This window comes from Thalassoroseus sp. (genome assembly GCF_984380535.1).
In genome coordinates this window covers 234,692-256,402 of sequence record NZ_CFHRBF010000002.1, presented here as the reverse complement: position 1 = coordinate 256,402, position 21,711 = coordinate 234,692, and the positions used below count along the sequence as shown (strand labels likewise).

Annotated in this window: 16 protein-coding genes; 9 read left to right on the top strand and 7 right to left on the bottom strand. The window is 54.6% G+C overall.

What is annotated here, in order from left to right; translation table 11 throughout:
* Positions 1 to 347: 347 nt before the first annotated feature.
* The 4 genes from AC5DDB_RS03385 (at position 348) to AC5DDB_RS03370 (ending at position 8,232) form a co-directional block, all read left to right on the top strand.
* Positions 348 to 1,262 carry a LysR family transcriptional regulator gene (locus tag AC5DDB_RS03385; protein ID WP_491738267.1) on the top strand — a complete coding sequence of 305 codons (915 nt, stop codon included), beginning with the start codon at positions 348 to 350 and terminating at the stop codon, positions 1,260 to 1,262.
* 43 nt (positions 1,263 to 1,305) lie between these two features.
* Complete coding sequence (locus AC5DDB_RS03380) at positions 1,306 to 1,857, top strand: Uma2 family endonuclease (RefSeq protein ID WP_491738266.1); 552 nt, start codon at positions 1,306 to 1,308, stop codon at positions 1,855 to 1,857.
* A gap of 88 nt (positions 1,858 to 1,945) precedes the next feature.
* Positions 1,946 to 6,580 carry a glutamate synthase large subunit gene (gltB, locus tag AC5DDB_RS03375; protein ID WP_491738265.1) on the top strand — a complete coding sequence of 1,545 codons (4,635 nt, stop codon included), beginning with the start codon at positions 1,946 to 1,948 and terminating at the stop codon, positions 6,578 to 6,580.
* Between the two features lie 137 nt (positions 6,581 to 6,717).
* A complete protein-coding gene (locus tag AC5DDB_RS03370; protein ID WP_491738264.1) occupies positions 6,718 to 8,232 on the top strand; it encodes a glutamate synthase subunit beta in 1,515 nt (504 codons plus the stop codon).
* Positions 8,233 to 8,313: 81 nt separating this feature from the next.
* Here the strand turns inward: AC5DDB_RS03370 and AC5DDB_RS03365 are convergent, their stop codons facing one another.
* Positions 8,314 to 9,660 (bottom strand): CehA/McbA family metallohydrolase domain-containing protein, encoded by a 1,347-nt coding sequence (locus AC5DDB_RS03365; RefSeq protein ID WP_491738263.1) that lies wholly within the window; start codon positions 9,658 to 9,660, stop codon positions 8,314 to 8,316.
* A gap of 542 nt (positions 9,661 to 10,202) precedes the next feature.
* Here AC5DDB_RS03365 and AC5DDB_RS03360 point away from each other — a divergent pair.
* Complete coding sequence (locus AC5DDB_RS03360; protein ID WP_491738262.1) at positions 10,203 to 10,610, top strand: hypothetical protein; 408 nt, start codon at positions 10,203 to 10,205, stop codon at positions 10,608 to 10,610.
* 346 nt (positions 10,611 to 10,956) lie between these two features.
* Here AC5DDB_RS03360 and AC5DDB_RS03355 read toward each other — a convergent pair whose 3' ends face one another.
* From AC5DDB_RS03355 to AC5DDB_RS03335, 5 genes are all read right to left on the bottom strand, one after another.
* Positions 10,957 to 11,304 (bottom strand): hypothetical protein, encoded by a 348-nt coding sequence (locus AC5DDB_RS03355; RefSeq protein WP_491738261.1) that lies wholly within the window; start codon positions 11,302 to 11,304, stop codon positions 10,957 to 10,959.
* A 30-nt stretch (positions 11,305 to 11,334) separates the two neighbouring features.
* On the bottom strand, positions 11,335 to 12,369 hold the full coding sequence (locus tag AC5DDB_RS03350; protein WP_491738260.1) for a CvpA family protein: 1,035 nt from the start codon (positions 12,367 to 12,369) through the stop codon (positions 11,335 to 11,337).
* A gap of 124 nt (positions 12,370 to 12,493) precedes the next feature.
* On the bottom strand, positions 12,494 to 12,943 hold the full coding sequence (dtd, locus tag AC5DDB_RS03345; protein ID WP_491738259.1) for a D-aminoacyl-tRNA deacylase: 450 nt from the start codon (positions 12,941 to 12,943) through the stop codon (positions 12,494 to 12,496).
* 31 nt (positions 12,944 to 12,974) lie between these two features.
* The gene (thiO, locus tag AC5DDB_RS03340) at positions 12,975 to 14,096 is read right to left on the bottom strand and encodes a glycine oxidase ThiO (protein WP_491738258.1); all 1,122 of its coding nucleotides are present in this window, start codon (positions 14,094 to 14,096) and stop codon (positions 12,975 to 12,977) included.
* A 117-nt stretch (positions 14,097 to 14,213) separates the two neighbouring features.
* On the bottom strand, positions 14,214 to 16,043 hold the full coding sequence (locus tag AC5DDB_RS03335; RefSeq protein WP_491738257.1) for a c-type cytochrome domain-containing protein: 1,830 nt from the start codon (positions 16,041 to 16,043) through the stop codon (positions 14,214 to 14,216).
* Between the two features lie 224 nt (positions 16,044 to 16,267).
* Between AC5DDB_RS03335 and larE the strand changes: the two genes are divergently transcribed.
* Together larE and AC5DDB_RS03325 are read left to right on the top strand one after the other, a co-directional pair.
* Positions 16,268 to 17,125 (top strand): ATP-dependent sacrificial sulfur transferase LarE, encoded by an 858-nt coding sequence (gene larE / locus AC5DDB_RS03330; RefSeq protein ID WP_491738256.1) that lies wholly within the window; start codon positions 16,268 to 16,270, stop codon positions 17,123 to 17,125.
* Between the two features lie 119 nt (positions 17,126 to 17,244).
* Complete coding sequence (locus tag AC5DDB_RS03325; protein ID WP_491738255.1) at positions 17,245 to 17,895, top strand: DUF1579 domain-containing protein; 651 nt, start codon at positions 17,245 to 17,247, stop codon at positions 17,893 to 17,895.
* Positions 17,896 to 17,974: 79 nt separating this feature from the next.
* Here AC5DDB_RS03325 and glyA read toward each other — a convergent pair whose 3' ends face one another.
* Positions 17,975 to 19,222 carry a serine hydroxymethyltransferase gene (gene glyA / locus AC5DDB_RS03320; protein ID WP_491738254.1) on the bottom strand — a complete coding sequence of 416 codons (1,248 nt, stop codon included), beginning with the start codon at positions 19,220 to 19,222 and terminating at the stop codon, positions 17,975 to 17,977.
* Positions 19,223 to 19,413: 191 nt separating this feature from the next.
* Here glyA and AC5DDB_RS03315 point away from each other — a divergent pair, with 191 nt between their 5' ends.
* Entirely contained in the window at positions 19,414 to 20,625 is a 1,212-nt protein-coding gene (locus tag AC5DDB_RS03315) for a tetratricopeptide repeat protein (RefSeq protein ID WP_491738253.1), read from the top strand.
* Between the two features lie 6 nt (positions 20,626 to 20,631).
* A complete protein-coding gene (locus tag AC5DDB_RS03310) occupies positions 20,632 to 21,708 on the top strand; it encodes a serine hydrolase domain-containing protein (protein WP_491738252.1) in 1,077 nt (358 codons plus the stop codon).
* Positions 21,709 to 21,711: the final 3 nt, after the last annotated feature.

Sequence of the window (21,711 nt, the reverse complement as noted above, 5' to 3'; positions counted from 1 at the left end):
CCGGTGTAGTCCAAGACGCGAACAGGACCAGGCAGCAACCAAGTCCATACAAGCGGAATCGGCTCGTCAGATGCGGAATCATAGTTTTGTCTCGATCTGTAATACCAATAGGCCTGCATGTGATGACAGGCAGCCTCACCAACGGAAAGAAGACGCTTGACGGGTTGGTGTGCGAGTCGGTACCTTTATCCTGAATTCTGATTTGCTTTTGGATTGACAATTACTTTTGCTTATGGTTTGGACGGACCCAACATCTGACTGCGTCGTTTCGAGGTCGCGAGTTTGCCAACAAACTAGTGACGCGAGCGTTCGCTTGGAATCCTTGACTCCATTTTGTTTGACCGTTTATGCACCTGCGGAACGTCGAGATTTTCTGTGAGGTCGTTAGTCGCCGAAGTTTTTCGAAGGCGGCGGAGGTGCATCACGTCTCGCAATCGGCGGCTAGTCAAGCAGTTCATCATCTGGAAAAGCGATTGGGTGTGCAACTGATCGACCGATCGAAACGCCCCTTCGAACTGACCGCTGCCGGTCAGATTTATTATGACGGATGTCGAGATTTGCTCGATGGCTTTCGGCGAATCGAGGATCAGGCACGCGAAGCGGAGAATCTTGTCGCAGGCCGAGTGTGTGTTGCGTCAATTTATTCCGTGGGCTTGCTGCAGATGGATGCTTACGTCAAGCGGTTCCAAATCCAGTACCCGGAGGCGGAATTGCAACTGGAGTATCTGCACCCGGACGAGGTGTATGAACGAATTCTGAATGACGCAGCGGACTTAGGTCTTGTGTCATTCCCGAGAGATGGCGGAGAGATCGGCTCGATTCCTTGGCAGAACCAAGATTTGGTGTTGGTGGTGCCGAAGTCTCATCCCTTAGCGGGGCAGGAATCGATTCAACCCGGTCAGATTGATGGCGAGAAGTTCGTCGGGTTTACGACGGAATTGACACTTCGTCGACGGATTGATCGCTGGTTGCGTCGAACGCGTGTGGCGGTGGATGTGGTCCACGAGTTCGACAACGTCGAGACGATTAAACGGGCTGTTGAGATTGGGGCCGGAATCTCTTTGTTGCCCGAACCGACGGTCCTTCGCGAACGTGATGCCAAGACGCTCGCGGTTGTCCGCCTGGACATTTCGCAGGCGGAACGCGACGATGGGGAATGGATTCGCCCGCTCGGGATCGTGCATAAACGGCACAAAGCATTCTCATCGGCTGCCCAACGATTTATCGATCTTCTCAAGAGTGACATCCCGGCAGCCGTTTGATTCGGTACCCATTGAACCCAATTGATTGAGGCCCAATAGAACCGTGGCAATCGCAACCGTTCCGATTACCGTCGCAGAATATGCTCAGCTGCCCGAGAGCAGCCGGCCGACGGAATTGGTGCGCGGTGAGGTGATCGAAATGAATCCGCCGACTCCGAGACACGGGCAAGTTTGTTTGAAGGCCGGTCGACTGCTTGCCGATTTTGCGGACGAGCACCAATTGGGGCATGTGGTCAGTAACGATGCTGGTGTGATCACCGAACGAGACCCCGACACCGTTCGTGGAGCCGACGTCGCGTTTTATAGCTTTCAAAAAGTTCCACCAGGTCCGTTGCCCCAGGGATATCTGGACGTTCCGCCCGATCTGATTGTCGAAGTCTTCTCTGCCTCGGATCGATGGGGCCAAGTATTAGGCAAAGCTGCGGAACACCTGGCGGCCGGTGTGTCTGTCGTTTGTGTTTTGGACCCACGCGATCAGACGGCGACGGTGTGTTTTCCCGACCGGCCTCCGGTGACACGAACACGAGACGAAACGATTTCGTTTCCCGAGATATTGCCAGATTGGACCATCACGGTCCGCACGTTGTTTGAATGAAATGAAATCGAAGACGGCCGCGACCCACACACAGCGACCATGTTCGATGTCCTGCTAAGTATTTTGCGTGACCAAGCGAGTAACTCTCATGACTATTCTTCCGTTTCCTTCTGATCGCATCGATGGCTTGAATTCCAATTCCGGTACGCACGCTCGGAAGGCGATCACTCAAAACGGATTGCCCGAAGCGTACGGACTCTACGACCCCGAGAACGAGCACGATGCCTGTGGTGTCGGCTTCGTGGCACATATTAAAGGTCAACGTTCGCGACAAATCCTTGACGACGCCGATCGCATTCTGCTCCACATGACCCACCGTGGTGCGTGCGGTTGTGAGGAGAACACCGGCGACGGGGCAGGGATGCTGACGGCGTTGCCATACGAGTTCCTCGAGAAAGTCGCCCCGGAAGCGGGAATCGACCAACTTCCCGAACGTGGGCGATATGCCGCCGGTTTGGTATTCCTACCGACCGAAGGTGCTGAGCGGGACGAGTGCAAGCGTCTGCTGGCGGAAATCGTCGAAGAGCAGGGGCAGAAACTCCTCGGTTGGCGAGATGTCCCACAAGATGCGGACAAAGCGAACATCGGCCCAACCGCTCGCGCTGCCGAACCTCAGATGGAGATGGTGTTCATCGGGGCAGCCGACAGTATTGAGAACAAAGAGTTCGAACGCCAATGTTTCCTGATCCGTAAATGGATCAGTCGTCGGATTCGAATCGAAAGCGAACTTTCGCAACGGCTTATGTTCTATGTCTGTTCGCTTTCGCCGAACATTTTGATCTACAAGGGCATGCTGATGCCCTCACAACTGATGCCGTATTTCGCCGATCTTCGTGATCCGGATTACACCAGCCATTTGGCGATGGTGCACTCGCGGTTTAGTACGAACACGTTCCCCAGTTGGGACCGGGCACAACCGTGTCGGATGATGGCTCACAACGGGGAAATCAACACTGTTCGTGGAAACGCGAACTGGATGCTCGCTCGACAAGGCGTGATGAAAAGCGACCTTTGGAAAGACGACATCCGCAAGCTGTTCCCGTTGATCGAAGCTCAAGGTTCTGACTCGAACCGCTTCGATAACGCCCTGGAAATGCTGTATCACTCGGGGCGGGAACTGCACGAAGCCGTGCTGATGATGATCCCTGAAGCATGGCAGAACCATGCAACGATGCCGGAGGAAAAACGGGCGTTTTACGAATACAACTCCGCATTGCAGGAACCGTGGGACGGACCGGCTTCGGTCTCGTTCACCGACGGGCATTACATCGGCGCGGTGTTGGACCGGAACGGATTGCGGCCGAGTCGGTATTACGTGACACACGACGATCGTGTCGTGATGGCCAGCGAAGTCGGCGTGTTGAACATCGAACCGGAGAACGTGAAGATCAAAGGCCGATTGCAACCCGGCCGCATGTTCCTTGTCGATTTCGAAGAAGGCCGGTTGATTCCCGATGAGGAGATCAAGCACCGTGTCGCTTCGGAACGCCCGTATGGTGAATGGCTGCGGGAGCAACGGATCGAACTCAGCGAATTGCCGCACGATAATGTGCCCGGGCAACCCGATGCCGATTTCTTGCTCGATCATTTGCAGGCATTCGGTTATACGATCGAAACACTAAAATTCATGTTGATTCCGTTGATCAATGTGAAGAAAGATCCACTCGGGTCGATGGGTGACGACGCGGCTTTGGCGTGTCTCTCCGATCAACCGCGGATGCTTTACGATTACTTCAAGCAACTGTTCGCACAGGTGACGAACCCACCGATCGATTCGATCCGCGAGGAAGTCATTATGTCGCTGGAGTGTTACATCGGCCCGGAAGGCAACCTCCTCGATGTGACACCGGAACACTGCCATCGCTTACGGATTCCCCATCCGATTTTGACCAACGAAGAGTTGGCGGCATTGAAGCAGCTCGATCATCGTGGTTGGAAATCGAAGACCATTGATATTACCTGGCCACGCTCCGAAGGGGCGGACGGAATGTTGCGGGCACTCGATCGCATCCGCGATGAGGCTCGGCAAGCGATTCAAGACGGCTATAGTCTGATTATCCTGTCCGACCGGGCAGTCAGTCATGACTTGGTCGCCGTGCCGACGTTGTTGGCATCGGGAACGGTGCATCACCATCTTGTCGCTCATGAAGAGCGTACCAAAGTCGGCATCGTGCTCGAATCTGGTGAAGCTCGGGAAGTGCACCATCACTGTTGTCTTGTTGGCTACGGTGCCGATGCAATCAACCCGTACATGGCTTGGGAAGCCCTGATCCAATCCCGACGCGACGGCATTCTCAACGAGTCGTGGTCCGACGAGAAGATCATCGCCGCCTACCGCAAAGGTGTGGCGAAAGGGATGCTCAAGGTCATGGGCAAAATGGGCATCTCGACACTCGCCAGCTACAAGGGGGCTCAGATTTTCGAGGCGGTCGGGCTGAACGAAGACGTCATCAAAACCGCATTTGTTGGCACGCAAAGCCGCATCAAAGGTGTGGGCTTGGAAGTCATCGCTGAGGAATCGCTGCGTCGACATGCAATTGGTTTCCCGGCTCGCGACCAAGTGAAACTTCCGTTGTTGCCGAACCCGGGTTTGTATGCCTATCGCAAAACCGGCGAAAAGCACTCGTGGAATCCGCACACGATCGCGGCGATTCAAACGGCCGCTCGCACGAATGACGCGACCGCATATCACCGGTTCAGTCAAGCGGTCAATGAAGAAGCCAACCGCAATTGCACATTGCGGGGGTTGTTGAAATTCCGCGAAGGCAATCCGATTCCGATTGAAGAAGTCGAGCCGGCTGCGGAAATCGTCAAGCGATTCTGCACGGGAGCGATGAGCTACGGTTCAATTTCCGCGGAATCGCACGAAACACTGGCAATCGCCATGAATCGTCTCGGCGGAAAGAGCAACACCGGAGAGGGCGGCGAAGACTACAACCGCTTCACTCCCATGCCAAACGGCGACAGCAAACGCTCGGCGATCAAGCAGATCGCGTCGGGGCGGTTCGGTGTGACGTCGTACTACTTGACGAATGCCGACGAACTGCAGATCAAGATTGCTCAAGGTGCAAAACCAGGGGAGGGTGGTGAACTTCCTGGTTTCAAGGTGAATCAGATTATCGCCGCCACTCGGCATTCCACGCCGGGTGTGGGCCTGATCAGTCCACCGCCGCACCACGACATTTACTCGATCGAAGACCTTTCACAGTTGATCTTCGATTTGAAGAACTCCAACCCGTCCGCTCGCATCAGTGTGAAACTGGTGTCTGAGGTCGGAGTTGGTACGATTGCCGCCGGTGTGGCGAAAGGACATGCCGATAATATTCTGATCTCTGGTTGCGAAGGTGGTACCGGGGCGTCTCCGCTCACGAGCATCAAGCACGCTGGTTTGCCTTGGGAACTTGGCATCAGCGAAACGCACCAAACGCTGGTCATGAACGATCTTCGCAGCCGTGTTCGTCTCCAAACGGACGGCCAGCTGAAAACCGGTCGCGATATCGCCATCGCCACGTTGCTGGGTGCCGAGGAATACGGTTTCGCGACGGCTCCGCTGATCACGATGGGCTGCATCATGATGCGGAAATGTCACCTCAACACTTGCCCGGTCGGGATCGCCACGCAAGACCCAGAACTTCGCAAGAAGTTCACCGGCAAACCCGAGCACGTCGTCAACTACCTGTTTATGGTCGCTGAAGAATGTCGACAGATCATGGCGGAACTTGGTTTCCGTACGATCAACGACATGGTCGGCCGAGTCGACATGCTCGAAGCGGACGATGCCATCGAACACTGGAAAGCGAAAGGGCTGGATCTCACGCCGATTCTGACTCCCGCACTCAAGGCCCATGATGACGTGCAGACTTACTGCACGATTTCGCAGAATCACGGTCTGGACGAAGTTCTCGATAACAAACTCATCGAGAAAGCCTGGACTGCGATTCACGAAGGCACACCGGTGCGGTTCTCCATGCCGATCGAAAACATCGACCGAGCATTCGGAACCATGTTGTCGCACCAAGTGGCGAAGAAGTGGGAAGCCCGTGGTCTGCCGGAAGATACGATTCACATCGATGTCACTGGCTCGGCAGGGCAGAGCTTCGGGGCCTGGTTGGCTCCCGGTGTGACGCTGGAACTCGAAGGCGACGCCAACGACTATGTCGGCAAAGGACTCTCCGGCGGGAAGATCATCATCGCACCACCGAAAAACAGCGGCTTCGTGCCCGAGGAAAACATCCTCATCGGCAACGTAGCGTTGTACGGGGCGGTCATGGGTGAGGCGTATTTCCGAGGCGTTGCTGCCGAACGGTTCTGCGTGCGGAACTCTGGTGCGAAGGCCGTCGTGGAAGGTGTTGGCGACCACGGTTGTGAATACATGACCGGCGGTCGAGCGGTGATCCTCGGTCCGACCGGGCGGAACTTCGCTGCGGGGATGTCCGGAGGGATCGCCTACATTTACGATCCAAAAGATGAATTCCGCGTGAATTGCAACCTGGAGATGGTGGAACTCGAACGGATGGAGGAAGATGCCGACATCGCCGAACTGAAGGAGTTGATCGAAAATCACGCGAAGTACACCGGCAGTACGGTTGCCCAAAAGATCTTGGACAACTGGCAAGAGTCGGTCTCGCGATTTGTGAAAGTCATGCCTACCGATTACAAACGGGCGCTTGCCGAAATGGCCGCCCAAGCCGCCGGTCACAAAACCGAAATGGCCACTTCGTAGTTGACTCCACAATAACTCTTCACTTGTTCGTCGAACTCCGACCGGTGGCCAGACGTCGGCCACCGGGTTTTTCTCAAAGCGAGTTGAGGGTCGGCGATAATCGTCCAAGCGATCATTTTTTTGCAGACTGATACATCATGGGTAAGCCAACCGGATTTAAAGAGTTCACGCGAAAAGTTCCGACCGATCGTGATCCTGCATTGCGAATTCTCGATTGGAATGAATTCCATGAGCACATGGAAGAAGACGCCTTGCGAGAGCAGGGGGCTCGTTGCATGGATTGTGGTGTGCCGTTCTGTCACACCGGCGACCTGATGGCCAACATGGCCAGTGGTTGCCCGATCAACAACCTCATTCCGGAATGGAATGACCTGGTCTATCGCAATCAATGGCGGGAAGCCCTCGATCGGCTTCACAAGACGAACAACTTCCCGGAGTTCACCGGTCGAGTTTGCCCGGCTCCTTGTGAAGGTTCCTGCGTGCTTGGGATTATCGAGCCGGCCGTCACGATCAAGAACATCGAAGCGTCGATTATCGATCGCGGTTTCGCAGAAGGCTGGGTTCAACCGAATCCGCCGAAAGAACGGACCGGCAAGACTGTGGCCGTAGTTGGTTCGGGACCCGCAGGACTTGCCTGTGCAGCTCAACTCAATCAAGCAGGGCACAAGGTGACTGTGTACGAACGAGCCGACCGCATCGGCGGTTTGCTCGAGTACGGTATCCCGAACATGAAGCTCGAAAAGCACATCGTCAAACGACGTGTCGATCTGCTGGCGGCCGAAGGAATTGAGTTCGTCACCAACACGGAAATCGGCAAAGACGTCACCGCGAAACAACTCGTGGACGATTTCGACGCCGTTGTACTTTGCACGGGTTCAACTCGCCCGCGAGATCTGAACGTGCCCGGTCGGGAACTCGATGGCATTCACTTCGCGATGGAATTCCTCCATGCGAACACCAAGAGTTTGCTCGATTCCAACTTGGAAGATGGTCAGTATATTTCCGCGAAAGATAAGAACGTTATTGTCATCGGTGGAGGGGATACCGGGAACGACTGTCTCGGCACATCGGTGCGGCATGGTTGCAAATCGCTAATCAACTTTGAAATCGTTCCTCGACCGCCACAAGAGCGGTTGGACAATAACCCCTGGCCTGAATGGCCGAAGATTTTCCGCGTGGATTACGGTCACGCCGAAGCCGCTGCCAAGTTCGATTACAGCCAGAACGAACTCAAACATGTTCCCGACGACCCTCGCGAGTTCTGCATCTCGACCGTGGAATTCATCGGCGACGGCAACGGGCACATCAAAGCACTGAAGACGGTCGAAGTCGATTGGAATCAAGTCACCGAAGGCGGCCCCCCATTCACTGCCATTCCGGGAACCGAAAAGATTTGGGACGCGGACTTGGTCTTGTTGGCCCTCGGGTTCCTGGGACCGGAATCGATGATTTCCGATCAACTCGATCTCGAACTCGACGTGCGGACCAACTACAAAGCCGAATTCGAAAAGTACACGACGAACATCGAAGGCGTGTTCGCGGCAGGGGACTGTCGACGCGGACAAAGCTTGATCGTGTGGGCCATCAACGAAGGTCGGGGTGCCGCCCGTGAGTGTGACAAGTACCTCATGGGATCGACACAACTGCCGTAGTTGGTCGAGGGACAAAAGGCGAGGGGCCAGAGTTGGAAACGACTCTGACCCCTTTTTTGTTTCGAACATTTCCGGCTGAGACTACTTGTCCATAGCTTCCGGCCCGATAACCGGCTGGACCCAGGCTCGTTCTTTCTCGCCGACTTCCGATGGGTTCGGGTGATCTTTCGACGACGTAACGCGAGCCCGGACGTAAAGTTCGTTGCCTTCGAACTGGTACTCCGCTTCTGTGCCGGAGACGGATTTCAACACCTTACCGATGTCCGCCGTGTACTGCATCGTGACTCGCATCGGTTCACCTTTGGAATCGAGCACGGGTTTGCCTTCGGGATCGTAACCGGCACGTGTGCCGATGAACTCGATTTCGTAAGTCACACCATCCTCCGGTTCGACTTCGATCTTCAAACCCGTGGAACTCGAAATCACTTTGCGAAGTTCGACACCCGAGGACGAATAAAACTCACCGGCTTCCATGGCTTCCACAATGGTTTCCGGTTCCAGTTCATTTGCAAGCACCATCACCCAGCCCCGTCCCGGGTTACTCGATCGACTCGGAATATTGTGGTAGTTGTGTCCGTCATCGACCGCTAAGCCATACATCACCGGCAAGTCGAGTTCGCCGAGTCGTTTGGTCAAAATGATGTCCCACATTCGTTCCGTACCGGCGTGTTTGTTATCACCGGAGTTGCGAACACCAGGGTGGCCGTTGTAGACCTCGAAGAACTTTTCACCCTGAATCTGCATCAAATCTTCGGCGGTGACTGCGTAACCGAAGTTGGGGTGATTCAAGTGAATCATCATCGACTGACCGGTGCGTTGGCGTTGTGACTCGACGGCATTCACATTGTTCTGAATCGTGTCGGCCACACTCTCACCCCGCATTGGCGGAATGAGTTCTTTGACGTTACTGGCATTCATGTGAATCGGGAAGTTGCCGAAGCGGTCGGTGATCTCCTCGCCTTGAATCAGCAAGAACTTTCCAATCTCATTGAAACGCTCTGAAACTTCGGTGAATTGTTTCAGCCGAACTTCGAGTTGGTCGTTTTTCGTACGCTCTTCGATCCAGTCTTCCGAGAACGCTTTTTTGAGTTTGTCATAGGCTTTGCGTCCGCCTTTGTTTTTATCGACGGCAGTCCAGCGTTCGGTGTTTGCGAGTACGTTGTGATCGGTGAAGCAGAGGAACTGATAGCCATTGTCTTTGTACCACTTCGCGATCATCTCGGGGTAGTCGTCGCCGTCGCTCCATAGCGAGTGCGTGTGGATATTCCCGCGATACCACTTCGAGTTCCCGTTCGCCTCCAACGATGCCGCCACGACCGAGGGTGTATGTTCCGAACGCGACGAGTACCAAAGCAGCACGCCCAATAGGCAGAGAGAAACAGCTCCGGTCAACAATCGTCGTGAAGAATGCGAGTGTGAGTCGGTCATCCGCAGAGACTTTCCGTTTGGTGGGTGAGACGGGCAGAGTTTTATGCGTCCGCACTGTATCCGATCAGCAAAGCCGAATACAACAAAACCACCCAAGCGGTCTTCCACCCAAACAGTTTTTTCATCATTCGCAAAGAAGCATCACATCATTCGCGAACAAAATTGCACCTTGGTAAGTCACTCAATCGGTGTGGTATGTGAGAGTGAAGCGGCGGGGAAAAATCGAAGACGGCGACCCGGCAAAGTTTGAACTCGGTTTGCACGAGTCTGCCGAGTGGTATTACGACATACCGCCGTTAGACTGGAAGAGTGACAACGTTGCTTGATAAACCACATTGACGCTGTGGGATCGCCATCGAAGGGATTTGACTTTGCATCGTGTCACGGCAATGATGGACAGGCGTGTCTTCGGGTTCAGTGGTGCACAATGGTCGTGACGCCGAATTTGGCCAGTCAATGTTCCTAATAACGTCACAGTATGCATGTTATCAGGAATCGTTCCTGATAAACACTAGTTATGCGGCTACGCGGTGAGGGCAACCATGAGTGACATGCCGGAATTGGCGAAATCCAAAGCTGAAGCGCTAACCACAGCTATTACATCGGACAGCCGATGGCAACTCGAAGATGAGTTGATGTGTCAGGTGTTTGGTTTCACGATGTACGGTTACGTCTTTGGCGTTGGTCGCCTCGTCTGCTTCATGGATGTTGAGGACATTCAGAAGCTTGCTGCCGATCAACTCACAGGGCTGGGTATCGGGCCAAAGTACGCCGAAGGAATGATGCAAGCTGCACACAACGAATTCATGCGGGATGGGAATACGTCTCTGCATTATCAACTCATTGGAATTGGTCATTCCCACGTCGCTTCAGAGGGTCTGACCGAGTTGGTTGAGTCAATATTCCAGAACACCAAGCAAATCAGCAAGTCTATTGGTAACGGGGCGTAGCGCTCGGCAACGTCGCATAACAAGGCGTTGCACCCGACCGCCACAACGCTTTGTCAAATGGTACAATCAAACGGCGGCGGGTGAACTTTTTCGTTATCCCTCGATGGTTGCGAGAGCGATCGAGGACAAGTTGCAGAGTCGGTCTGGGCATCACGCTTATGGTTGCAGCTGAAGTGTCGCGTTTGGGGGTTCCAAAATTGGTGATACCCAACGTCCGATAATGTCCCTTATGTTACCTTCAGCTTGAAAATGCCTTGGGATTCGCAGGCATCACTCGATTGGTGTTCCGTTACTGTTCGACTCCCGGTTTCCGATTCAGATTGACGATTCGCGGGTCTGACAAGGTTCAGTCCAACATCGCGGTGATATAAGCGACTGTACCTCCCGCCACGCCAATTAGAAACCATAGCGTCTCGTAAGAGAAGCTGGCGATCGCCATCAAAGCCACGGTCAGTCGCATTCCAAGATTGAGTTGCGACGTTGCACGTTCCGGGTTTTGAGAGTTCTGTTGAGCCTGGCGGACGCCGATAACGTAGCCAACCACACAGACGAAAATCACCCAGGACGCGATCCACCCACGCCATGCGATCAGAAACAATGGGATGCCAACTGCAAGTAGACTACCAACCAGAATTCGCGTCGTTTGATAGAAACCGAATTTGCGATGGATCGTCTTGAGACGCTGGATCATCATGTCGCTCTAACAGCCGATGGTGTGCCCTATTTATCGACGGAGTTGATCTCGCAATCGGTCTCGCAAATCGGCGGAGAGTGTCGACAACGGCACGCCGGTGCGTTCGAGTTGCCGGATGATTCGTTGATCGAGTGGACTGCTCAAATCAGTTTGCGGATCGGGATCGGATGAGCGATCGAATACGAGCAAATCGGTGTACCAATCTTTGATGACAGCGAGTTTCACCCGATCCGGCAATCCGCCTAACGCGGTACTGACTTCACTCGTAATTGCGTTCTGAGCACTTGGGTCGTCGGAATAAACCGAGCCGATTTCCCGCAACAACTTCTCCCACTCTTGCCGAGCTAACGCATCATTTGCCGAGTTCCGGTCTGCGATTGGGGAATCGTTCGAGAATGGCTCGTGGCCGGTATCCCAGCCTTCATTTTCGGCTAACGGATCGGTCGGTGGGACAATCCGAATCGGAGCAGGCGGTTGGCCACGCCGGTCGTCGGTGTGTGGCTCGTCGGCGTCGTAGTGTGAGGTTTCGTCCTCGGAATGCGCATGCAGATCAAGACCAGGACGATCCAGTTGATGCAAATGCGGATGCACGATGTCATACAGTTCATTGGGCAGAACCGTATGCAAGCGGTCTGCAATCACGGCTGCATAATGCCCGGTATAAGAGTAGAACACTTCATCACGCATCTGCGGAAATTTCTGCGTCAATGTAATCGCGAAGAACGTCATCACAAAGGCAATGAGCCCGCCTTTGGCAAGTCCAAGAACAGCGCCCAAATGGCTGTCGAGTTCTTGAAACTTCGCTTTCTCAATTAGCGATTTCAGCTGGCGAGCCATCGCGAAGGAGATGATCGAGAAGATGACGTATAGCACCAACATCGCCAGCCACTTGTTCAAGGGCGGATCGACGGTGAAAAATGGAGCCATCTTCTCTGAAAGCGAGCCAGCGAAGGCGAAGCACATCAGCACCGAACCGATGACCGCCAGCTGCCAAGTGATCCCCTTCTGAGCGCCACGCAATGTCGCATAGATGAGAATACAGGCAATGAGTAGATCGTACCACATGGGGCTTCCTGCCGCTCGGTGCTCTGAGGGTCTGTGAAATTCCCGAATCCAAGTCCGACCTGATCGGGGTCACGGGCGGAGTATAACCGCTGCGGGTCATCGGTGAGAAGAGCAAATCGACCGTTCAGAATTCCTTCTGACTGTCCAAAAGTAAAGTGACTGGGCCATCGTTGACGAGCGAAACTTTCATATCTGCGCGGAAGCGTCCCGTTTCGACGTTCACACCTTCCGATCGAGCCACCGCAACGAAATGCTGATACAATTTATCCGCTTGTTCTGGTGGAGCCGCGGCTACGAAACTTGGCCGACGACCTTTACGACAGTCTCCCCAGAGGGTGAATTGACTGACCACAAGTAAGTCTCCGCCGACATCCAGCAAACCACGATTCATTTTCCCGGCGTCATCCTCGAAGACTCGCAGCCCGACGATTTTCTTGGCGAGGTAGTCGGCATCGGCGGGGGTATCGTCGGACCCCACACCGAGTAACACCAGAAATCCACAGCCGATCTGCCCGACAGTTTCGTTTTCGACCGTCACGCTGGCTTGGGAAACTCGTTGAACAACCGCACGCATGTTTGTTTTGAGAATAGAGGATCGAGGAATTTCACGACTCGTCGGCAGTAGCGGTTCGATCACATTCGAGGCCGTCGAGTGAGAAATCGAGTTCTTGACCGAGGATGAGTTGTCTCATGACCCGAGCAGTCGCCGGCGACATTTGTAGACCCGAGCGGAAATGACCGGCCGCCACGAAGAAGTTCTTCATATCCGGCACTTTTCCGAGGTAGGGGAGTTCATCCGGTGAACCTGGCCGAAGCCCGGACCACATCTGTTCGATCTTCGCGAGTTCCAAGCACGGGGCAATCTTGGCGGCGAACTGCAGTAACGCGGTGACGCCGGCGGTGGTGTTCTGCTTCGTGAAACCGGTGTCGTATTCCTCGGTGGCACCGATTAGCAACCGCCCATCTGGACGTGGCACAAGATACCGTCGCCCTTGTTGCACGATTCGTGTCAACACTCGTGGAACCGTCGAGAGCAATACGATCTGCCCACGAACAGGTTTCACCGGTAACTTCAATCCCACTTGAGATGCCAACTCACCCGACCAAGCACCGGCAGTCAGGCAAAATTGATCCCCTTCAATCGTTCCGCCCCGTGTGCGAACACCGGTAATGCGGTCGCCATCCGTTTCAAACCCCTGCACTTCGAGACTGGAATGGAACGTCACACCTCCACGGAGTCCACATCCGACGGCCAAAGCCTTGAGATGCCGAGGGTTGCGAACTTGCCCCATCTCGGGCAGCAAATAACCGGTTTCAATTTCCCGATTCAATTTTTGTTCTTGCTTGCGTAACGCATTGGAATCGAGCACATCGACCACGACCCCTTCCGACTTCCACGTCGCAATTTCATTCGCAATGCGATCGTGCTCGCCAGGGAAACCGACTTCAAGTGCTCCACAATTGCGAAAGCCGTTATCAATTCCGGTCAGGTCGGTGAGTGTTTCGCTGAGAGGTTTCCACAGTTGATGACTGTGGGCACGCAAGCGTTGCTCCGGGTTCATCGCGGGGCCAACTTTCCCCGGTGGCAACATGCCCGCACCCGCCCACGAGGCTTCTTGCCCCATCGACTGTCGATCAAGTACCGCGACCTTGGCCCCCTGCCCGGACAATTCCCAAGCCAGCGACAATCCAATGACGCCCCCGCCAATCACCACCACATCTGCCATTCACTCTCATCCCATTTTCTGACAGCGAGGTTCCGTCAAAATCGTCGGCTAAGACAAGTCTCAGCATCAGTGTGTCATTGAGGGCGGGAATGCTGGGTCGCGACCCAGCCTACAAATCTATCGCGGAGTTGCGAAGAAGTTCACCGCGAGTTGTTGTGGGGTTACACGGTAGACGCTTTGGATGGCGTTGTTGACCGTGGCTCCGGATTGCAAAGCCGCGATGAACTCGCCGAACTTCCGTTTCGTGCCGCCTTTGATCAGAAAGTCGACGATGGTGTAACCCACCGGTCCGACTTCCGTCGGCGAGAACTGTCCGTCGGCGAAGATGTCTTCGGGTCTTGTCACTCGTTGCAACGGCGTCTGGGCGGCTCTTTTGAGACCTTGCAGATACGGGTCTTCCTCGATGCTTTCAGCTGCAATGACCAAGCCCGTTCCACGTTTGAGCCACTCCGGCAACTGCCCTTCTCCGCGGGCCAAATACGCCCCAATGATTTGCGAGATTACACTCACCCGCATCCCTGGGCTAGCAGCACTGGATTCATCACCGACATCGAGTAACACCGCGTAAGCGTCTTGCCCATTCGAAGTGACTCGCGAATACCCCGTCAATTCCGCGGGACTTTCACGACGTTCGATGATGAGATTGAACTCACCGAATTCGTAGCGGTCTTTGAGGACGATAATCGCCAACCGGCCTTTCCAGAGTTCTTCGTCGGCCTTGTGGCCAAACATCTCTCGCAACGTCGCAGCTTGTTCTTCCGCCCACTTGCCGATTTCGAGCAACCGCTCACTCGGCACGTTACCAAGGATGGCGAAATCACGGGTTTCGTAAATGCGATAGCTCTGCTTTGGCAATGCCCTGCTCCACGCATCATGGCTGCGTTGCAGGCGTCGTTGTTGAAACTCTTCGGGCGTCAGGGCAGCTAATTCCCGTGCCAACAATTCCGCAGGGGTTGGTACGACATCGCGGAGCAACTTGTCCGGGTCTTCGACATCGATCTTGTTGCCTTCTTCGAACCACTTTTTGAAGTCTTCGAAGTTCTTTCGCGTGATACGAGCTTGCCCTTGTGGCATCCGCGGAGCTTCTTTGCCGGAAACTAATGCGAACATCCGGCTGTTCTCCAAATCGCCCGGCAAAATGACCATGCCAGTGTCGCCACCGAGCATCATTTTGCGAACGGTTGTCAGGTCCAACCCGCCACGCGGATTGTTCCCGCTGTGACAACCCGTGCATAAATTGACCATGAACGGTGCGATGTCTTCTTTGAACGAAACCGTTTCATTACCGGTGGGTTTAGGGACGTCCACTTTCGGCAGTTTCTTGGACGGTCCGCCTTCTTTCGCACCGTCGGCAATCCACTTGGCGAGAACAGCCACTTCCTGGGCATTCGGTTTCGGACGATTCCCCGGAGGCATTTCGCCGGCGGCAATTCGACGTAACATCAAACTGGCATTCGGATTACCGGGTACAACCGCGGCACCCTTCTGACCGCCCTGCACCGCTGCGGACGCCGATCCCAACCGCAAACCGCCGCGAGCGTTATCGATATGACAACCCCCGCAGTATTTCGCCAAAATCGGCCGCACATCGTCCGTGAAACTCATGCCACCTGCTTCGCCCTCTCCGGGTTTCGCGGGATCTTCGCCTTTGAGCGTACGGATCTTTTGCTGGTGACGTTCCATGGTCTGTTTCAGGGTTTTGACGAACCGATCGTCTTCGGCTTTCGCCTCCTTGACGATTTCGTCGATCTTCTTCTGCGTCTCGTCGAGCAGTTTTTCCGCCCCCTCGACATCCTTCCGCAGGACCATCGAGGCGACTTTCGACAGCTCGCGTTGCAACGATTGCAACTCACGACGCTGGGCCGAGTTCAACGCCGCATCGGCATTGCCACCCGCGAAAACCACACCGAACAGAATGGCCACAATTCCAATCTGACGTATTCCCATCGAATCTGCTTCCCCGTTTTGGGATCACCTGAAACGTTTTCCACGTTGTGCCAACATTTTAATGAAATCCGACCCGGTCGGCCATCATTCATCAGTTTACCCACCGAATTGCCAAAATGTTCGTGTCTTTCCGGAGCGTTGAAACGGATTCCACCAGTTGATCGCGTTGAAATCTCGTCTTACGATGATGAGAGTCGCGAAATTTTCTCAAGTGCTGGAATCTCATGCCCTCCCCCACCGAATTGCAGACCAAACTCGAGCGACTGTTGAACATTCTCCGCGAATGTAGACGGGTCGTAGTGGCGTTTTCCGCCGGCGTGGACAGTACCGTCGTCGCGAAAGCCGCTCAGCTGGGGTGTGGCGAGAATGCAGAAGCAGTGACGGCTGTGAGTTCGAGTCTCGCAAGTGGCGAACTCGAAGAGGCACAAGCACTTGCGGCACAGATCGGAATTCGGCATCGCGTGATTCACACGCAGGAGTTCGCCAATGCGGACTACACCAAAAACGCGCCGGATCGTTGTTACTTCTGCAAGACGGAACTGTATGACCGGTTGGAAAGTTTACTTTCCGAGTCTATCGACGACGGTGTTGTAATTGTCAACGGAGCGAACCTGGACGACCGTGGCGATCACCGTCCTGGCATGCGAGCGGCGAGTGAACATCGCGTTCGAAGTCCATTGATCGAAGCTGGTCTCACCAAAGCCGACGTGCGGGAGTTGGCCAAATTGTGGGACCTACCCGTGTGGGACAAACCCGCCATGCCCTGTCTTTCCAGTCGTATTGCTTACGGTGTGGAAGTCACGCCGGAACGGGTGCAACGCGTCGATGCGGCCGAACGATACCTACGACAAACATTTGGATTCCGAGAATTTCGGGTGCGTCACGAAGCCAATGACCTCGCCCGGATCGAAGTTCCGACCGAGGACCTGCCAACGTTGCTCGATTCCGCCAATCGTGGAAAAGTGACGGCGGAACTTAAACGACTTGGGTTTCGGTTCGTGACGGTGGATCTCGAAGGATTTCGATCGGGCAGCTTGAACGCCGTCATTCCCGTCGAACAACTGCAACGGTTTACCCACTGACCAACATCGTCCGGCGTCGTTCACAGAAATCTCAGATAGAGAACACTTGTTCGTTAGTAGAAGCCATGGTACAAAGACTGGTGTTCCGTGTCATTTACGCGTAAGCCGGGAGAGTTGTGATGCGTCAGTCATGTTGGTTGGTGGCGTTGGCTATGGTTCTGGGGACTACGGGGACGGCTTGGTCACAGGATGCTGCTGAAGAAGTCGATCTGGCAGAACTCGAAAAACAGTTTGAAGAGTTCGCGACTCCGGGCAAAGAGCACAAGCAGTTCCGTCGCATGGTCGGCGAGTGGGAGACAAAAACGACAAGCTTCTATCCCAACCCTTTGGAACCTTCCGTCACCAAAGGTAGTGCAACGTTCCGCGTAATTCTAGGCGGTCGCTTCCTGCAACAACGTTTCCAGGGAGAGTACGAAGGCAAGCCCTACACCGGCATCGGCATTCAAGGTTACGACAATGCGACAAAGAAATATGTCGGCAGCTGGATGGATTCGATGGGGACCGGGATTATGTCGACCACCGGCAAATACGATGAAGACAAACACCAAATGGTAGAAACCGGTACCGCGTCCACTCCGTTGGGCGAAATGAAGTTCCGGATGGTGACGGATTACGAGTCGAACGACAAATTTTCGTTTACGATGTTCATGACGATGCCAGGTGCACCGGAAATGAAATCGATGGTCATCGAATACACCCGCGTCAAAGGCGAAAACGCCCAACCCGCCAAGAAGGCCACCAACAAGAAAAAACCCGCTGCCGACAAGTGATTTTTGAGTTGTCACGAATGACTTAGGTGCCGTGCCCACTGTTCAAGGCGGGCATGGCACCTAATTGCTGTTAACGTTCTCAGGAAGCTGACGCGATGCCAGGCACAGGGAAGTTACGGGCGAATTCTTGAATTTCGCCACGGACTTTTTGAATCTCGGCGGCATCGTCGGCGGACTTCATCACCCGCAAGATCCACTGACCCACCTGCTGCATCTCGGCTTCCTTCATGCCACGTGTCGTGAGAGCGGCGGTTCCGATCCGAATCCCACTGGGGTCGAGTGGTTTGCGTTGATCGTAAGGAATCATGTTCTTGTTGACTGTGATTCCCGCTTGATCGAGTGCCTTCTCAGCGATTTTGCCGGTGAGGTCGATGGAGGTCACATCGGTCAGAATCAGGTGGTTGTCGGTTCCGCCACTCATCAAGCGAACGCCGCCACCCGCCAAAGTTTCCGCCAACGTTTTTGCGTTGGAGACAACTTGTTGGGCATAGGTTTCAAACGACGGTAACAACGCCTCACCGAAACAAACGGCTTTCGCCGCAATGATGTGCATCAACGGCCCGCCCTGCAATCCTGGGAAGACCGTACGGTCGACGTCCTTGGCGAATTCTTCCTTGCAGAGCACCATCCCGGATCGAGGACCACGCAGTGTTTTATGGGTGGTCGAGGTCACAAAGTCTGCAACGGGTACTGGGTTGTTGTGAACTTTCCCAGCCACCAAACCGGAGTAGTGAGCCATATCGACCATCAACTTCGCGCCGTTTTCGCGGGCGATATCCGCGAACTTCGCATGGTCGATTTCTCGCGGATACGCACTTGCACCCGCGACAATCATGTTAGGCTTGTGCTCTTTGGCAAGACTGGCAACCTGGTCGAAATCAATCCGATGATCGTCTTCTCGCACCCCGTAGTGAACTACGTTGTACAACTGACCGGAGAAGTTCAGATGCATTCCGTGCGTCAGGTGTCCACCCTGGGCCAAGTCCATCGCGAGGATCGTGTCACCCGGCTTTAGCACCGACATATAGGCGGCCATGTTCGCCTGGGAACCGGCGTGGGGCTGCACGTTGGCGTGTTCGGCTCCGAAGAGTTCCTTCACACGATCACGGGCCAGCGATTCCACTTCATCAACGAATTCGCACCCGCCGTAATACCGCCGACCGGGGTATCCCTCGGCGTACTTGTTCGTCAAAACCGTGCCGGCGGCTTCCTGAATGGCGGCACTGGTGTAGTTTTCCGACGCAATGAGTTCCAATCCCTCGACCTGTCGGGTTTCCTCACGCTGAATCATGTCCCAAACAGTTGGATCGGCATCTCGCAATGACATAAGTTCACCTTTGGTTCAAATCGACTTCGTCTGAGTCGTTTATAGTTTTCAGCGTCAGAATTTGCCACTCTCCACACTTGGCTCTTTGCCGATTGACAACTCGACGACGTTTGCTCGAATATAACCGTATGGCTGCGACTCATCCTCCACATTCTAGCGACTCCGAATCGACCACAACCACTGACGTGACGATGACCAGTTCACCGCCACTTCAGGGGGAACTGGTGGCGTTCACGGGCACATTGGTTTCGATGACGCATCGCGAGGCGATCGAACTTGTTGAACAGAACGGTGGGGTGGCGACCGATCATGTGGCCAAGCAGACGACGATGCTAGTGGTCGGTGATGAGGGGTGCCCGCTCGACACCGACGGCCAACCACCTCAGCGACTTGTCCGCTTTCTGGAATGGCAACAGCGTGGAGTCGCGTCGCGGTTGGTGACGGAATCGGATTGGCTCCGGTTGATCGGATTGACCGATCCGTCACGACAAACACGAAGGTTATGCACCAGCGAAACGCTCAGTCAACTTCTGAATGTTCCCATCACGACAGTTCGTCGTTGGGAACGCGTCGGATTGATTCGCCCGGTGAAGAAGGTCTTTCGGCTGGCGTACTTTGATTTCTCCGAAGTCGCTGCCGCCCGCCGACTGAGTGAATTGCTCGAAGCGGGTGTATCGAGTGCGAAACTCAAAGCGAGTTTGGAACAGATTCGCGAGTTGCTCCCGCACGTCGACCGACCATTGGCGCAACTCGACGTGCTCATGCAGAACCGGACCACCCTGCTCTACCGCGACGAAGCCGGGCTGGTCGAACCGGTGAGCCGACAACGGTATTTTGATTTTTCCGAAGTCGACCAAGACGACGAACCGGCGACATTGCCCGGTCCAATGGCGACCGACGATCACCTCACGAACACGTCTTCCGAACAAGATTCGTGGACGGCCGAGCGATGGTTCCAAGAAGGTTGCGAGTTTAGTGACTCGGGTGATTTGCCCTCGGCGATCAACGCGTTTCGACTGTGTTTGATGGAACAACCAACCGATCCGGTGGTCCACTTTCACTTGGCGGAAACTCTTTACCGGGCCGGCCAAACCGAGGCTGCTCGTGAACGGTACTATGCGGCCCTCGAACACGATTCCCAATTCATCGAAGCGTGGACACAACTTGGTTGTGTGCTTGAAGAGGCCGGCGAAACGGAATCCGCACTGATGGCTTTTGATGCCGCCTTGGATATTCACTCCGAATATCCTGATGCTCATCGACACAAAGCCGCCCTGCTCGATGGACTCGACCGCACGGACGAAGCTCTACATCATTGGCAAGCCTATCTCGATTGCGACCCGCGTGGCCCGTGGGCCCAGGAAGCGAAAGATCGGCTTGAACACACCGCCGCTCAAGAGTGACATCTCATGACACACGCCGTTTCGATTGCTCTGTTGATTGTTATGCTCATCGGGCATTTTTCGACCCCGGCGATTGCCGATGATGAGAAGTCGGGATTGGATGATGCCACCCAAACCGCGTTGGAAACAGCGATTCGTGAGTCTATGAAACTCGTCGATGCGAAAGCGGCTACAGTGGCAGTCTCTCGGAATGGCAAATTGCTATTTTCGGCGGGCTTCGGTTTTCAGGATCAGAGTCGACAAACGCCAGTCACATCGTCGGCTTTGTTTCGCATCGCCAGCGTGAGCAAACCAATTACAGCAGCGGCGATAAAATCCGCGATTCGTCAGCAAAAGTTGACGCTCAAAACCAAAGCGTTTGAGTTCTTGGAGATGTCGAAAACACACGGCGAACCCGCCGACACGCGACTGAACGACATCACCATCGAGCATCTACTAAACCATAAGGGCGGATGGGATCGCGGAGTGGGTTTCGACCCCATGTTCCAAGGCGTGCGAATTCTGCAAACGCTCAATCCGAGAAAAACGCCGACACCAAGCGACGTCGTCGCATACATGTGGCAGCAGCCCTTACAATTCCAACCTGGCTCGAAGTCGGTCTACTCCAACTTCGGGTATTGCGTGTTGGGGCGAGTGCTGGAAAAAGCCTACGACAAACCCTACTTCGAATGCGTGCAAGAACTCGTCTTCAAGCCGCACGCGATCAAAGAGGTTGCACTCGGAACAAGCGATTCGCAGAACCGCCCGGCAAGTGAAGTCGAATACCCGGTCGAGGATCGTCGGTTTTTACTCGACGTAATGGACGCGCATGGTGGATTGGTCGCATCCGCACCGGCCGTGTGTCGGTTTCTCGATCAATTTTGGATCAGCGGCGAACCACGCAAGCCGGGGCAAAACTATTCCTACACGTTCTATGGCAGTTTGCCCGGTACCACAGCAATGGCCCGACAACGCAGTGATGGCTTCAACATTGCTGTCTTGCTCAACAACCGTCGCGATGCAAAGTTCTATGATGATTTGGACGTCTTGAAGAAGACAGTCGACAGCGTCTTCGACAAGCTCAAACCGACCGAGTCTGAGTAAGGT

Coding starts and splice junctions, on each gene's coding strand:
- AC5DDB_RS03385 (WP_491738267.1), top strand. CDS start 348: ATGCACCTGCGGAACGTCGAGATTTTCTGTGAGGTCGTTAGTCGCCGA.
- gltB (WP_491738265.1), top strand. CDS start 1,946: ATGACTATTCTTCCGTTTCCTTCTGATCGCATCGATGGCTTGAATTCC.
- AC5DDB_RS03370 (WP_491738264.1), top strand. CDS start 6,718: ATGGGTAAGCCAACCGGATTTAAAGAGTTCACGCGAAAAGTTCCGACC.
- AC5DDB_RS03365 (WP_491738263.1), bottom strand. CDS start 9,660: ATGACCGACTCACACTCGCATTCTTCACGACGATTGTTGACCGGAGCT.
- AC5DDB_RS03360 (WP_491738262.1), top strand. CDS start 10,203: ATGAGTGACATGCCGGAATTGGCGAAATCCAAAGCTGAAGCGCTAACC.
- AC5DDB_RS03355 (WP_491738261.1), bottom strand. CDS start 11,304: ATGATGATCCAGCGTCTCAAGACGATCCATCGCAAATTCGGTTTCTAT.
- AC5DDB_RS03350 (WP_491738260.1), bottom strand. CDS start 12,369: ATGTGGTACGATCTACTCATTGCCTGTATTCTCATCTATGCGACATTG.
- dtd (WP_491738259.1), bottom strand. CDS start 12,943: ATGCGTGCGGTTGTTCAACGAGTTTCCCAAGCCAGCGTGACGGTCGAA.
- thiO (WP_491738258.1), bottom strand. CDS start 14,096: ATGGCAGATGTGGTGGTGATTGGCGGGGGCGTCATTGGATTGTCGCTG.
- AC5DDB_RS03335 (WP_491738257.1), bottom strand. CDS start 16,043: ATGGGAATACGTCAGATTGGAATTGTGGCCATTCTGTTCGGTGTGGTT.
- larE (WP_491738256.1), top strand. CDS start 16,268: ATGCCCTCCCCCACCGAATTGCAGACCAAACTCGAGCGACTGTTGAAC.
- AC5DDB_RS03325 (WP_491738255.1), top strand. CDS start 17,245: ATGCGTCAGTCATGTTGGTTGGTGGCGTTGGCTATGGTTCTGGGGACT.
- glyA (WP_491738254.1), bottom strand. CDS start 19,222: ATGTCATTGCGAGATGCCGATCCAACTGTTTGGGACATGATTCAGCGT.
- AC5DDB_RS03315 (WP_491738253.1), top strand. CDS start 19,414: ATGACCAGTTCACCGCCACTTCAGGGGGAACTGGTGGCGTTCACGGGC.
- AC5DDB_RS03310 (WP_491738252.1), top strand. CDS start 20,632: ATGACACACGCCGTTTCGATTGCTCTGTTGATTGTTATGCTCATCGGG.